Annotated in this window: 15 protein-coding genes; 8 read left to right on the forward strand and 7 right to left on the reverse strand. The window is 66.4% G+C overall.

Annotated features, from left to right (window positions below; genetic code table 11):
- Nucleotides 1-9 precede the first annotated feature (9 nt).
- The 3 genes from F7D01_RS06770 to F7D01_RS06775 are packed head-to-tail and all read right to left on the reverse strand — an operon-like array spanning nucleotide 10 to nucleotide 1,551.
- A complete protein-coding gene (locus F7D01_RS06770; RefSeq protein WP_215229425.1) occupies nucleotides 10-396 on the reverse strand; it encodes a polymer-forming cytoskeletal protein in 387 nt (128 codons plus the stop codon).
- Complete coding sequence (locus F7D01_RS15515; protein WP_371819696.1) at nucleotides 389-724, reverse strand: M23 family metallopeptidase; 336 nt, start codon at nucleotides 722-724, stop codon at nucleotides 389-391. Before F7D01_RS15515 ends, F7D01_RS06770 begins: the two co-directional genes overlap by 8 nt.
- Nucleotides 622-1,551 (reverse strand): M23 family peptidase, encoded by a 930-nt coding sequence (locus F7D01_RS06775; protein ID WP_371819697.1) that lies wholly within the window; start codon nucleotides 1,549-1,551, stop codon nucleotides 622-624. Before F7D01_RS06775 ends, F7D01_RS15515 begins: the two co-directional genes overlap by 103 nt.
- A gap of 259 nt (nucleotides 1,552-1,810) precedes the next feature.
- On the opposite strand from F7D01_RS06775, the gene F7D01_RS06780 reads away from it, so the two are divergent.
- The 8 genes from F7D01_RS06780 (at nucleotide 1,811) to F7D01_RS06815 (ending at nucleotide 8,001) form a co-directional block, all read left to right on the forward strand.
- Complete coding sequence (locus F7D01_RS06780; RefSeq protein ID WP_251567142.1) at nucleotides 1,811-2,497, forward strand: nicotinate-nucleotide adenylyltransferase; 687 nt, start codon at nucleotides 1,811-1,813, stop codon at nucleotides 2,495-2,497.
- A gap of 62 nt (nucleotides 2,498-2,559) precedes the next feature.
- Entirely contained in the window at nucleotides 2,560-2,979 is a 420-nt protein-coding gene (gene rsfS, locus F7D01_RS06785; protein ID WP_215229427.1) for a ribosome silencing factor, read from the forward strand.
- A 57-nt stretch (nucleotides 2,980-3,036) separates the two neighbouring features.
- Nucleotides 3,037-3,462 (forward strand): 23S rRNA (pseudouridine(1915)-N(3))-methyltransferase RlmH, encoded by a 426-nt coding sequence (locus F7D01_RS06790; protein WP_215229707.1) that lies wholly within the window; start codon nucleotides 3,037-3,039, stop codon nucleotides 3,460-3,462.
- On the forward strand, nucleotides 3,431-4,702 hold the full coding sequence (locus F7D01_RS06795) for a murein hydrolase activator EnvC (RefSeq protein WP_215229428.1): 1,272 nt from the start codon (nucleotides 3,431-3,433) through the stop codon (nucleotides 4,700-4,702). Before F7D01_RS06790 ends, F7D01_RS06795 begins: the two co-directional genes overlap by 32 nt.
- A 108-nt stretch (nucleotides 4,703-4,810) precedes the next feature.
- Nucleotides 4,811-6,151 carry a S41 family peptidase gene (locus F7D01_RS06800; protein ID WP_215229429.1) on the forward strand — a complete coding sequence of 447 codons (1,341 nt, stop codon included), beginning with the start codon at nucleotides 4,811-4,813 and terminating at the stop codon, nucleotides 6,149-6,151.
- 60 nt (nucleotides 6,152-6,211) lie between these two features.
- Nucleotides 6,212-6,667 (forward strand): disulfide bond formation protein B, encoded by a 456-nt coding sequence (locus tag F7D01_RS06805; protein ID WP_215229708.1) that lies wholly within the window; start codon nucleotides 6,212-6,214, stop codon nucleotides 6,665-6,667.
- Nucleotides 6,664-7,191, forward strand: a complete 528-nt coding sequence (locus F7D01_RS06810; protein ID WP_215229430.1) for a demethoxyubiquinone hydroxylase family protein — start codon at nucleotides 6,664-6,666, stop codon at nucleotides 7,189-7,191. The genes F7D01_RS06805 and F7D01_RS06810 overlap by 4 nt, the downstream gene beginning before the upstream one ends.
- 102 nt (nucleotides 7,192-7,293) lie before the next feature.
- Complete coding sequence (locus F7D01_RS06815; RefSeq protein WP_215229431.1) at nucleotides 7,294-8,001, forward strand: hypothetical protein; 708 nt, start codon at nucleotides 7,294-7,296, stop codon at nucleotides 7,999-8,001.
- Between the two features lie 18 nt (nucleotides 8,002-8,019).
- On the opposite strand, the gene F7D01_RS06820 is transcribed toward F7D01_RS06815, so the two are convergent.
- From F7D01_RS06820 to F7D01_RS06835, 4 genes are all read right to left on the reverse strand, one after another.
- Entirely contained in the window at nucleotides 8,020-9,021 is a 1,002-nt protein-coding gene (locus tag F7D01_RS06820; protein WP_215229432.1) for an NAD-dependent epimerase/dehydratase family protein, read from the reverse strand.
- Between the two features lie 4 nt (nucleotides 9,022-9,025).
- Nucleotides 9,026-9,838 carry an enoyl-ACP reductase FabI gene (gene fabI, locus F7D01_RS06825; RefSeq protein ID WP_215229433.1) on the reverse strand — a complete coding sequence of 271 codons (813 nt, stop codon included), beginning with the start codon at nucleotides 9,836-9,838 and terminating at the stop codon, nucleotides 9,026-9,028.
- Nucleotides 9,835-10,818, reverse strand: coding sequence for a YihY/virulence factor BrkB family protein (locus tag F7D01_RS06830; RefSeq protein ID WP_215229434.1), 984 nt, complete (start codon nucleotides 10,816-10,818; stop codon nucleotides 9,835-9,837). The genes fabI and F7D01_RS06830 overlap by 4 nt, the downstream gene beginning before the upstream one ends.
- 82 nt (nucleotides 10,819-10,900) lie before the next feature.
- Nucleotides 10,901-11,857, reverse strand: coding sequence for a DnaJ C-terminal domain-containing protein (locus F7D01_RS06835; protein WP_215229435.1), 957 nt, complete (start codon nucleotides 11,855-11,857; stop codon nucleotides 10,901-10,903).
- Nucleotides 11,858-11,942: the final 85 nt, after the last annotated feature.

Below are 11,942 nucleotides of genomic sequence, written 5' to 3' on the forward strand. Positions count from 1 at the left end.
CCGAACGGGTCAGCTCGCTACGGTGAGCCTGGGCTCGCGCGGCAAATCTTCGCTTGCCTGTCCGGTCGCATCGCGCGGGGCGAACCGGCCCGCCACGCTGGCACCCTGTTCGATCGTCAGCGTGTCGTAGCGCGCATCGCCCTCGATCGTCGCGCTTTTCAGAATTACCAGCTCGCTCGCATCGACCGCGCCCTCGATTCGGCCCGCAAGCCGCGCGCTGTGGGCCTTGACCGCTCCGTTGATGACCCCGGTGTCCCCTTGAATCAGCGCGGCACAGGAAATGTCGCCTTCCACGGTGCCGTCGATATGCAGTTCGGTCGAGGCGTCGATGTCGCCGGTGATGGTGACGTCGGACCCGATGACCGAGAAGCTGCCCGAGCTTTGCGGCTTAGCCATGCTGCCGGTGCGTGCTGGGGTCGGCGCGGCGGGCTTCTTTGAGAACATGGTTGGCCTTCTCCAGAAACAGGCGCGGATTGACCGGCTGGTCGTTGATGCGGACTTCGAAATGAAGATGCGGGCCGGTCGAACGCCCGGTGCTGCCGATCGCGCCGATGCGGTCGCCCGCCTCCACCCGCTGGCCCACCTTCGCGCCGAATTTCGACATGTGCGCGTAGCGCGTCATCAGCCCGTTGCCGTGGCTGATCTCCACCACGTTGCCGTAGCCATGTCGCACGCCGACGAAGCTGACCCGGCCGGTCGCCGCGGCGAAGATCGGCGCGCCCATCGCGCCGCTGAAATCGGCCCGGCGTGGAAGGCCGTCGATCCGTCGAACGGGTCGTGGCGATAGCCGAAGCTGGAGCTGATCGCCGCGCCCATGGTTGGCTTGAACTGCGGAATTCCTTCCAGCCCGGCCTCGAGCGCGTTCATCCGTACCAGGCTCGCCGCCAGACGCTCGAAGCGTGGATCGAGCGGATCGTCCTTGTTCAGCCCGATCTTTTCCAGCGGACCACCCATCGCCGCGCCGCGATCGGCGGTGGCGATGACCGTGCTGGGATTGAGGCCGAGCTGGCGAATCGCCTTCGCCGCGCGATCGGAGCGGCCATCGGCGAAGCGCGTCAGCCGGTCGACCAGGGCGAGCTGGCGCGCCTCGATCGCGACCAGTCCACGCGCTTCGGGAAGCGCGGCGCCTACCTTCGCGACGGTCTCGGTCGTCTCGCTGCCTTCTGCCGCCGCATCTTCGGTGCGGGCATCCTCGGGCAGGGTGGTGATCACGCTTTCGAGGAAATCCTGCCGCTTCTCGAGGTCATGGGCGACCGATTTCAGATCGTCGCGATAAGCACCGACACGGTCTTCCGCGGAGGCGATCTTCGCCTCGCGTTCCACCAGCGCCGATCGTTCCGACAAGGTGCGGTATTGCAGATAGCTCATCGCGCCGAGACTGGCGATGGATGCAACGATCAACGCGATCGCACCGGCGGCGATCATCTTCTGCAGCCGCGCGGAAAGCGTTACGAAACGAACCTGTCCGTGAGAGCGCATGAAAAACTCGCGCTCCACGAACAATCCGGAAAGCCGCTGGCGAAATCCGCCATCGGAGTGGTTAATAGTCAAGTCGACCCCCGACCTGTAATTGGTGTCCAATGCGATCCGCGGGGCGGCTAGCAGCCACCCTGCGAGGGGTCGAATCACGATAAGCGGTTAACCGCCGAGTCGAGTGAGTCGCGGGATGAAGCGACAAATATCTGTCCACCGAACCGATTTTTTTGGAACCAGCGAGCGTGGAGCGCGTTGCGCCCGATTCGTTTCAATGCCCAAGCTTGGCCAAAGCGAACGCTTGCCAGCGCAGCTCGCGTTCGCTTTGGTAGGCGTGGTGACACGCGCAATCCGCATCGGCCTCCTCGGTGGGAGCTTCAATCCGGCCCATGGCGGGCATCGCAGGATCTCGCTGTTCGCGCGCGAGGCGCTAGGGCTGGACGAGGTGTGGTGGCTGGTTTCCCCCGGCAATCCGCTCAAGCCCGTGAAGGGCATGGCTCCATTGGCGGCGCGCTATCGCTCGGCTGTACGCCAGGCGCGCCGCGCACCGATCCGCGTGACCGCGATCGAGCGGGAATTCCATACGCGCTATACCCTCGATACGCTGCGGTCGTTGTTGCGGCGCTATCGCAAGCGGCGCTTCGTCTGGCTGATGGGCTCGGACAATCTGGCGATATTCCACCGGTGGAAGGGCTGGCGCGACATAGCGCGTCTGGTGCCGATTGCGGTAATCGCACGGCCGGGTTATGATGCAGCCGCTATCGCCAGCCCCGCGATGGCATGGCTCAGGCGGTATCGCACGACACCGGCGGCCTTTCGTAAACAGGGGCGGTGGAGGGCACCGGCGCTGGTGATCCTGCGATTTGATCCCGATCCGCGATCGGCCACGGCGATCCGCCGCGCCGACCCGGACTGGGCGGCCGACTTCGATACCGACGCCGCGCCCCAATGGAGCCTGCGCGATCAGGTGACTCACCGCCCGATTGCCTCCCTTTCTACATCAACAGCGAGCAAACCCGCGTGAGGACTGGCAATTTTCCTGGCGCTTCCCATTTTCAGACCATGACAGGAGTATCGCACTCGCCCATGACCAAGGCGCAACCCGCGTCGGCGGCCTCTGCCGACGACACGCTTCGTCCGCCTCTCGCCGATGCTGAGCCCGGCTCGCTGCACGCCCTCGTGCTGGAGCAGCTCGACGACGATCAGGCGCAGGACATCGTTTCCATCCCGCTGGAGGGCAAATCCTCGATCGCCGATCACATGGTGATCGCGTCGGGCCGCTCCACGCGGCAGGTTGCCTCGATCGCGCAGAAGCTGGCCGAGAAGGTGAAGCAGCAGGGGTTCGGCCCCGTGCGGCTCGAAGGTCTGCCCACCGCCGACTGGGTGCTGCTCGATGCCGGTGACGTGATCGTCCACCTGTTCCGTCCCGAAGTGCGCAGCTTCTATAATCTGGAACGCATGTGGGCGTTCGGCGATGCACCGCCGGTGGCTTCGGGCAACGCCTAGCACGTTATCGACCGGGCGGGGCGCGACGCCACCCCCGGAGTCCGACGGTACCGACAAATAACGCTCCTCCACATCATCGCTCGGGGCAAGATCGCCCGTTCGCCCGAGGCGGAGCTGGTCGCGCGATACGAGAAACGGCTGACCTGGCCGGTGAAACTGACCGAGCTCCCCGAAACCGGTGGCCGCATTCCGGAACCGCAAAGCCCACACCGCACCGTGCTGCTCGACGAGCGCGGGCGCGACCTGTCGTCCGAAGAACTCGCCCAGCGCCTGGAGAAGTGGCGCGACGGCGGGATGCGAGAGATACGTTTCGTGCTCGGTGCCGCAGACGGGCATGCCGACGACGAGCGGGCCGGGGCCGATCTGCTGCTCGCCTTCGGCAGCGCGACCTGGCCGCATTTGCTGGCGCGCGCGATGCTGATGGAACAGCTCTATCGCGCGACCTCGATTCTTGCCGGACATCCCTATCATCGGGCAGGATAGCGCCGTGACCCGCGCTGCCTACGCCCAAGTCCTACTCGGACTCGCCCTCGTCGGGGCGGTGGCCTTCGTGCCAGCGCTGGAGGCGCAGGAGGATGGCGTCGCCGGAACCGCGTCCGCTCCGCGTGCGATTCGCCAGGACATCACCCGTGCGCGGGCGGCGGCGCAGGCGGCGGCGGCGCGCAGCCAGCGGCTCGACAGCGCGGCGCGCCAGGCGCGCGAACAGGCCGATCGCACGCGACAGGAGGCGGCGGCGATCGCGGCGCGCATCCAGCAGTCCGAGGCGCTGATCGAGGCGAGCGAAAGCCGCCTCGCGTTGGTCGCGCGCCAGCGCGCCTCGCTCCAGCGGCGATTGGCCGAACGCCGGCAGCCGCTGGTAGAGCTGACCGCCGCGCTGCAGAATTTCGCCCGGCGGCCGATCATCCTCTCGCTGTTGCGGCCCGGATCGCTGCGCGACACGGTCTATCTGCGCGCGGTGCTGGAAACCAGCATACCGCAGGTAAAGCTGCGCACCGCTACGCTGCGGCAGGAGATCGAGCGGGGCCGGGCTTTGCAGCAGGAAACGCGCACCGGCCTCGCTCAGTTGCGCAGACAGCAGCAGACGCTGGGTGACCAGCGCAGGAAGCTTGCCGCGATCGAGGCGCGCCAGCGCTTCGCCTCGCGCCGCAAGAGCGGCGACGCAGCGCGCGAAACCGACCGGGCGCTGGCCCTCGCGGAGGAAGCGCGCGACCTGACCGGGCTGGTCGACCAGCTCGACGATGCCGCGGCGCTGCGCAAGCGACTGGCCGCGCTTCCCGGCCCCGTGATGCGTCCCGGAAATCCCGCCGCGGCGCGGGTTGCGACCGGCACGCCCGCGCCGCGCCTCTCCACCCGCGCGGCTCGGTTTCGCCTGCAACTGCCGGTGACGGGGCGCACCGTTCTGGGCTTCGGCAGCCCCACCCGGGGCGGCCAACGCAGCGAAGGGGTGACCATCGCCACCCGGATCGGCGCGCAGGTTACCGCGCCAGCTCCCGGCCGGGTCGCCTTCGCCGGGCCCTATCGCGGCTATGGGCGGATCGTGATCATCGACCATGGCGATGGCTGGACCAGCCTCGTCACCGGGCTCGGGCGCGCCGATGCCCGGGTGGGGGACGAGCTGGTTGCGGGCGCGCCGATCGGCGTGGCAGGCGCGACCGATCCGCAAGTCACGCTGGAGCTGCGCCGCGAAGGCGAACCGGTCAATCCGCTCGACCATATCGGATAGGGGCGGGCCCGGCGGTCGCGTGCGCGAAAGCCGTCCCAATCCTCATCTGGCATTCACACCTCTTGCGCGATACATACCCGCGCCATTCCAGTTGGAGCCGCCGTGCACATGAAATTCGCCGCTGTCGCCCGTTCCGCCGCCCTGGTCACCGCTGTCGCGCTGATCCCGGCGACGACCGTGGGCTATGCCCAGGTCGATGCGAGCGCGGGTCCCGAATTCGCCCGGCTGTTCCAGACCTACCAGCGGATCAAGGCGAGCTATGTCGACAAGGTCGACGACGAGAAACTGATCCGCGGCGCGATCGACGGCATGCTGGCCAGCCTCGATCCGCATTCGGCCTATCTCGACGGGTCCGATCTCCAGCGGCTCGAGACCATGATCGACGGCAATTATTCGGGGCTTGGCCTGTCGGTCGTGATGGAAGACGATGCGGTCAAGGTGGTCAGCCCGTTCAAGGGTAGCCCGGCCGAGGCTGCCGGGGTGAAGGCGGGCGACTACATCACCCATCTCGACGGCGACCTGATCTACGGCGGGTCGCTGGACGAAGCGGTGCAGCGCATGCGCGGCAAGGCGGGAACGTCGATCCGGTTGACGATCTTCCGCCCCGGGGCGGAAGAGCCGATCGAAACGACCGTGACGCGCGGCGTGATCGAGCTGGAGCCGGTCACCTCGGAGCTGCAGGATGGTGGAATTGGCGTAATTTCCGTCAACGAGTTCTCGCGCGATGTCGGGCGGGATGTGTTCACCGAATACGACAAGCTGCGCAAGCAGGCGGGGGGCAAGCTGAACGGCCTGATCCTCGACCTGCGGTCCAACCCCGGCGGGGCCCTGGACGAGGCGGTGATCCTGTCCGACCTGTTCCTCGACCAGGGGCAGATCGTGTCGCAGCGCGGCCGGGCGCAGAGCGAGAGCATCGAATACGACGCGGAAAGCGTGTTCCGGGGCGAAATCGCGGGAGGCGTGCCGATGATCGTGCTGATCAATTCCGGTTCGGCCTCGGCATCGGAGATCGTCGCCGGTGCCCTGCAGGATCACCATCGCGCTGTGATCATGGGCGAGCGCAGTTTCGGCAAGGGGAGCGTGCAGTCGCTGATCCCGCTGGGCAAGGATGCCGCGCTGAAGCTGACCACCGCGCGTTACTACACGCCGTCGGGCCATTCGGTGCAGGAAGGCGGGATCAAGCCCGACATCCGCGTGCCACAATTGTCGGACCCCGATTATCAGAAGCGCCAGAAATACGCCCTGCGCGAATCGGATCTGCGCCATCACTTGATCAACGAAGTGGCGATCAAGGACGAGGAACTGGAAAACGACGCCACCCCCGACCCCCGCTTTACCGCCACGGCGGAGGAGCTGGAGGCGAAGGGGATCGAGGATTTCCAGCTCGACTACGCGGTCAAAACGCTGCGTCGCACCGGCGGTGGGGCGATCGCCGCCGCCAAGCGCTGATCGTCTGACGTGATAGGCGGGAAACCGGTGGAACTGCAGCCTTCGACACGGCTCGCGCGCATGCTGGCGCTGGGCATTCCCGCGCTGCTGCTGGGCGGCGCGTATCTCGGCCAGTACGGCTTCGGGCTCTATCCATGCGAGATGTGCTGGTGGCAGCGCTATCCCCATTTCGCGGCCGTTGCGTTCGGCCTGCTGGCCTTCGCGGCCGCGCCCAAGCGGCTCTGGATTGCGCTCGCAGCGGTGTCGATTCTCGTCTCGGGCGCGATCGGGGCCTATCACGCGGGCGTGGAATATGGCTGGTGGGAAGGGCACACTGCCTGCACCGGCGTCGTTGCGGCGGGCGGCGATATCCTCAATACCTTGCAGGATATTCCCCTGGTCAGCTGCGGGCAGGCACAATGGACGCTGCTGGGCATTTCCCTGGCAGGATGGAACTTCATCGTCTCGACCATCGCCGGCCTCGCGATCCTGGGGCTGTTGCTGCGTCGTGGCGGGCAATCGCGGGGAATGATATGAGCGAACGACGCAACCACATCGAACGGATGATCCGGGTCGATCAGGCGGGTGAATTCGGCGCAACCCGGATCTATGCCGGTCAAATAGCGGTGATGGGCGATCGCGGGCCTCAATCGGGCGAGATCGCGGCCATGGCGCGGCAGGAAGAGGGGCACCGCGCTCAGTTCGACGCGCTGATGACGCGACGAGGCGTGCGCCCGACCGCGCTCCAGCCCTTCTGGCATGTCGCCGGCTATGCGCTGGGTGCCGCCACTGCCCTGATCGGCCCGAAGGCGGCGATGGCCTGCACTGCGGCGGTGGAGGAAGAGATCGACCGCCACTATTCCGACCAGCTCGATGCTCTGGCCGAAACGGGTGAGGACCCGGAACTGGCCGGCATGATCGAGGAATTTCGAGAAGACGAGCGCGCGCATCGCGATACCGCGCTGGCGGCGGGGGCCGAACAGGCACCTGCCTATCCCGTCCTGTCCGGCCTGATCCGGCTGGGCTGCAAGGCCGCGATCCGCATCAGCGAGCGCATTTGAGGGAACGGCCGGGAACCGCTCGCCCCGTTCGCCCGCTTCAGTATGGGTTCACGCCGCACGCGTCCTAATCGATCATTCGAACGCCAGTACCCGGGAAGACACATGATGACCGCCTCCGCCCTTCGCTTCGCTACCGCTCTCGCCCTGCCGCTGGCAGGCACGGCAATGCTGCCCGCCGCGGCCGCGGCGCAGGATGATCCGGGCGACAAGGTCAACATGGTGATCGTCTACGGCGAGGACGCATGCCCGCCATCGTCCGATGGCGAGATCGTGGTCTGTGCGCGCAAGCCGGATTCCGAGCGTTATCGCATTCCGGATGACCTGCGTTATAGCGACGACCCGGCAAATACGTCGTGGACGCGCACCGTCGAATCGATGGAGATGGTCGGCGCGTTCGGCATCGATTCCTGCTCGCCCGTGGGCGCCGGCGGTATCACCGGGTGCACCAAGCAATTGATCGACCGGGCCTATGGCGAGAAGGCCAATTCGAGTTCGATCCGCTTCGGCCGCCTGATCGACGAGGCGCGGGCGGAGCGGCTTTCCACCATCGACGAGGAAGCGGCGGCGGAGCAGGAGCGCGTCGAGATGATCGAGCGTGAATACATGCAGCGGCTGGAGCGGGAACGCGATGCCGAGACGACCGGCAATTCCGCGGTGGATGCGAGCGCGCCGCCGGCGATTAACCAGGCCCGCCGCCAGCCGCCTGTCGTCCCCTCCAAGGAGACGCAGTTCGACGACGGGGAAGAGGGGCAGCGCCCGGCGACCGAGCCTTCGCTGGGCGATCCGACCGTTCCGTCGGACCCCGGCTAGTATCCTGTCTGGCCTCGCTCAATGGAGGCCGTGATACTCGCGATACCAGTCGACGAAGCGCGGAAACCCTTCGCCGGCAGGCGTAGTCGGTGCGTAGCCGTGATCGCGCGCCAACGCATCGATATCGGCGTAGGTGCGCGGCACGTCGCCCTGTTGCATGGGTAGCATTTCCAACTCCGCCTTGCGGCCGCATGCTTCCTCCAGAATGGCGATGACGTCCATCAGCCGCTCGGGACGATTATTGCCGATGTTGTAGAGCGCATGCGGGGCTACGCTGCCGCCGGGTTTTGCGGAGCCATCGTCCTTGGGCGGGGCGTCGAGGCAGGCGACGATGCCGGTGACGATATCGTCGATATAGGTGAAGTCGCGGCTCATCTCGCCATGGTTGAACACCGGGATCGGCTCGCCGTTCAGGATCTTGCCCGTGAAGATCCACGGCATCATGTCGGGCCGCCCCCACGGGCCATAGACGGTGAAGAAGCGCAGGCCCGTCTGCGGTAAGCGATAGAGATGGGCGTAGGTCTCGCTCATCAGCTCGTCCGACTTCTTGGTCGCGGCGTAGAGCGAATAGGGGTGATCGACCCGGTCATCGACGCTGAACGGCACCTTGTCGTTGCCGCCATAGACCGAGCTGGAACTGGCATAGACCATGTGTTCGGTCCGGCGCGCGCGGGCGAGCTCGAGGAGGTTGAGGTGCCCCATCACGTTGGCGCGGACATAGGCGTGGGGATTTTCCAGCGAATAGCGCACGCCCGGCTGCGCACCGAGATGGACGATGCGATCGAAATCCTCGCCTTCCACGGTGGCCGAGAGGGCATCCATGTCCGCGAAATCGCAATGGCGGAAGGCGAAGGCGTCGTCCGCCGCCTGTGCTACCCGGGCCAGCCGCGCTTCCTTCAGCGCCGGGTCGTAATAGGGTACCAGATTGTCGATCCCGAGCACCCGGTCGCCGCGCGCGGCCAGCCGCTCGGTCAGGGCCGAGCCGATAAAACCGGCGGCGCCCGTTACCAGCACGCGCACCGGTTCAGCCCTTGTCGAGCGAGATGTCGGGCGCGTCTTCCTGCTTCATGCCGACGACGTGATAGCCCGCATCGACATGGTGGACCTCGCCGGTCACGCCGCTCGACAGGTCGGAGAGGAAATACAGGCCCGACCCGCCCACATCCTCGATCGTGACGTTGCGCCGCAGCGGCGAATTCAGCTCGTTCCACTTGAGGATGTAGCGGAAATCGCCGATCCCGCTCGCCGCCAGGGTCTTGATCGGTCCGGCGCTGATTGCGTTCACCCGGATGTTGGCGGGGCCGAGATCGTTGGCGAGGTATTGCACGCTCGTTTCCAGCGCGGCCTTCGCCACACCCATGACGTTGTAGTGCGGAATGACCTTCTCCGCGCCGTAATAGGTCAGCGTCAGAATGCTGCCGCCGCTTTCGGGCATCATTTCCGCCGCGCGCTTCGCCACCGCGACCAGGCTGTAGGCCGAGATGTTCATGGTCATCAGGAAATTGTCGAGGCTCGTGTCGACATATTTTCCACGCAGCTCGCTCTTGTCGGAAAAGCCGATCGCATGGACGACGAAATCGAGCGTGTCCCAGCGCTCTTTCAGCGTGTCGAAGGCGCGATCCAGCGCGTCCATGTCCGACACGTCGCATTCGAAGGTGAAGTCGCTGCCGAGCTGTTCGGCCAGCGGCACGACCCGCTTCTTCAGCGCCTCGCCCTGATAGGAGAACGCCAGCTCGGCACCCTGTTCGCTCAGCTTCTGCGCGATACCCCAGGCGAGCGATTTGTCGTTCGCCAGCCCCATGATGAGACCGCGCTTGCCTGCCATCAAACCCGTCATTCCAATTCCTCTTCAGTCGCCGCGGCGTCGCTGTCCGCATCCTTGCGCCGGCGATCGTCGGCCTGCCCGATCAGGTCGGCTTCTTCCGGCGTTTCCGCCAGCGCGGCATTCAGTTCGACGCCCACGACCATCCCTAGCCCCACCAGCCAGAAAAAGAAAAGCGCCACCATCAGCCCGGCGAGCGAGCCGTATGTGAGGTCATAGCTGAAGAAGCTGCGCAGCACCGGCGGCAGCGCAACAGTGACCGCGATCCACCACAGCGTCACCGCCAGCGCACCGGGCCATTTGGGATAGCGGCGCGATCGGTAGGTGGCCGGGGTCAGCGAATAGAACAGCAGGTAGATCGAACCGAACAGGCCGAGGCCCGGGACGAACCGGGCGAGCGAGAGATTGCGCAACAGATCGGTCAGCAGGGGGAAGAATGCGTCGACTACCTGCTGCACCGCGCCGATGACGACCTGCGCGATGAGCGAGAGCATGAGCAGCACGACCGCGCCCAGCACCACGCCGGCGGACAGCAGGCGGTAGCGCCAGAACGCCAGCGTCGGCTCCGTTCCGTAGGCCCGGCGCAGCATGTCGCGGATCGTTTCGACGAGGCTCCCCACGGTCCAGAAACCCACCAGCCCGCCGACCCACAACACCCAGCCGGATCGTGCGGAAACGACGTCGCGCGCCACCGGCTCGATCACGTCGGCGACCATCGGCGGCATGGCGAGCAGGAGGGCGTTGATCGTTGCCGCGCGCTCGCTTTCCTCCCCGACCAGGGAGAACAGGGCGGCGGCGGTGATAAAGAAGGGGAAGATCGTCAGCATCGCCAGATAGGCGAGATTGCCGGCGTAGATGAAACCGTCGTTGAACGTGCCGATGGCGACGCGCTTCAGGACCTTGAAGAAGCGGGTGCCGGGCCCGACGCGCTCCACGATCTCGCCGCGCAGAGTCTTCGCCTCGCGGCGCCGATCCTCCGGGGTGAGGGAGCGCAAGCGCCGCTTTTCGGGACTCGGCAAGGAGTTCGACACGCTACGCAGGGTCCCCAACGGCTTGGCGCCCGTGCGGTAGAAGTCGTCAGACCCCCAGTCCGGCGCGCGGATCGGTATCGTCCTGCCAACCTTCGAGCCGTTTGGCCAGTTCCGACGGGTCCTGCGGCAGCGCGATTTCCAGCGTCACCAGCTGATCGCCGCGCCCGCCGCTCTTCTTCGAAAAGCCCTTGCCGGTAAGCCGCATGGTCGTGCCGCCCGACATGCCCGGCTTGATCGTCAGCATCACCGGTCCATCGACGGTGGGTACGCGCACCTTGGCCCCGTGTACCGCTTCGCCCAGTGTTATCGGCAGGTCGAGCCGGACATTGTCGCCTTCGCGGCGGAAGAAGGAATGGGGATCGATGGCGATGGTCACGATGCCGTCGCCCGCACCGCCCGGCCCCTGTTCGCCTTTCCCCTTCAGCCGCATCTGCGTGCCGTCCTCGACCCCGGCGGGCAGTTTCAGGTCGATCGTCTTGCCGTCGGCCAGCGTGATCCGCTGGTCCTTGCGCGCGGCGGCATCGACGAAGGGAACGCGCAGGCGGTAGCCGATATCGGCCCCCTTGCGCGGGGGTGGCGGTGGCGGCCGTCGAAAGCCGCCGCCCGCCTGACTGCGGCCGCCCGCGCTTCGCCCGAACAGGTCGGAGAAGATATCGCCCAGATCGACTTCCTCGCCACCGAACCCCTGGAAATCCTGCGCGTTGAACCCGCGCGGGTCGCCGCCGCCGCCACGGCGGAAGCCGCCTGCACCGCCACCCATTCCGGCGAAGGGATTGGTCGGATTGCCCTCGCCATCGATCTCGCCGCGATCGAATTGCGCGCGCTTGTCCTTGTCGGACAGCAGGTCGTACGCATTGGTTACCTGGCTGAACCGCTCGGCCGCCTTGGGATTGTCCTTGTTGCGGTCGGGATGCAGCTCCTTCGCAAGGGTCCGGTAGGCGCTCTTGATCTCCTTCTCGGAGGCGGAGCGTGCGACGCCAAGGGTTGCGTAGGGATCGGCCATGGCGTGTTAGCTAGGCATAGCACCGATTTGGCGCAAGAACCCTGTCTTTCCTACGATCGCGCGAGGGGGTAAGGCCGCCGCCATG

It is taken from the genome of Erythrobacter sp. 3-20A1M, assembly GCF_018636735.1.
In the GTDB taxonomy this organism is placed as follows: domain Bacteria; phylum Pseudomonadota; class Alphaproteobacteria; order Sphingomonadales; family Sphingomonadaceae; genus Alteriqipengyuania.

What these genes read in the sequence shown, in the direction of transcription:
- F7D01_RS06770 (WP_215229425.1), bottom strand. Translation starts at nt 396, where the DNA reads ATGGCTAAGCCGCAAAGCTCGGGCAGCTTCTCGGTCATCGGGTCCGAC.
- F7D01_RS15515 (WP_371819696.1), bottom strand. Translation starts at nt 724, where the DNA reads ATGGGCGCGCCGATCTTCGCCGCGGCGACCGGCCGGGTCAGCTTCGTC.
- rsfS (WP_215229427.1), top strand. Translation starts at nt 2,560, where the DNA reads ATGACCAAGGCGCAACCCGCGTCGGCGGCCTCTGCCGACGACACGCTT.
- F7D01_RS06800 (WP_215229429.1), top strand. Translation starts at nt 4,811, where the DNA reads ATGAAATTCGCCGCTGTCGCCCGTTCCGCCGCCCTGGTCACCGCTGTC.
- F7D01_RS06805 (WP_215229708.1), top strand. Translation starts at nt 6,212, where the DNA reads ATGCTGGCGCTGGGCATTCCCGCGCTGCTGCTGGGCGGCGCGTATCTC.
- F7D01_RS06810 (WP_215229430.1), top strand. Translation starts at nt 6,664, where the DNA reads ATGAGCGAACGACGCAACCACATCGAACGGATGATCCGGGTCGATCAG.
- F7D01_RS06815 (WP_215229431.1), top strand. Translation starts at nt 7,294, where the DNA reads ATGATGACCGCCTCCGCCCTTCGCTTCGCTACCGCTCTCGCCCTGCCG.
- fabI (WP_215229433.1), bottom strand. Translation starts at nt 9,838, where the DNA reads ATGACGGGTTTGATGGCAGGCAAGCGCGGTCTCATCATGGGGCTGGCG.
- F7D01_RS06835 (WP_215229435.1), bottom strand. Translation starts at nt 11,857, where the DNA reads ATGGCCGATCCCTACGCAACCCTTGGCGTCGCACGCTCCGCCTCCGAG.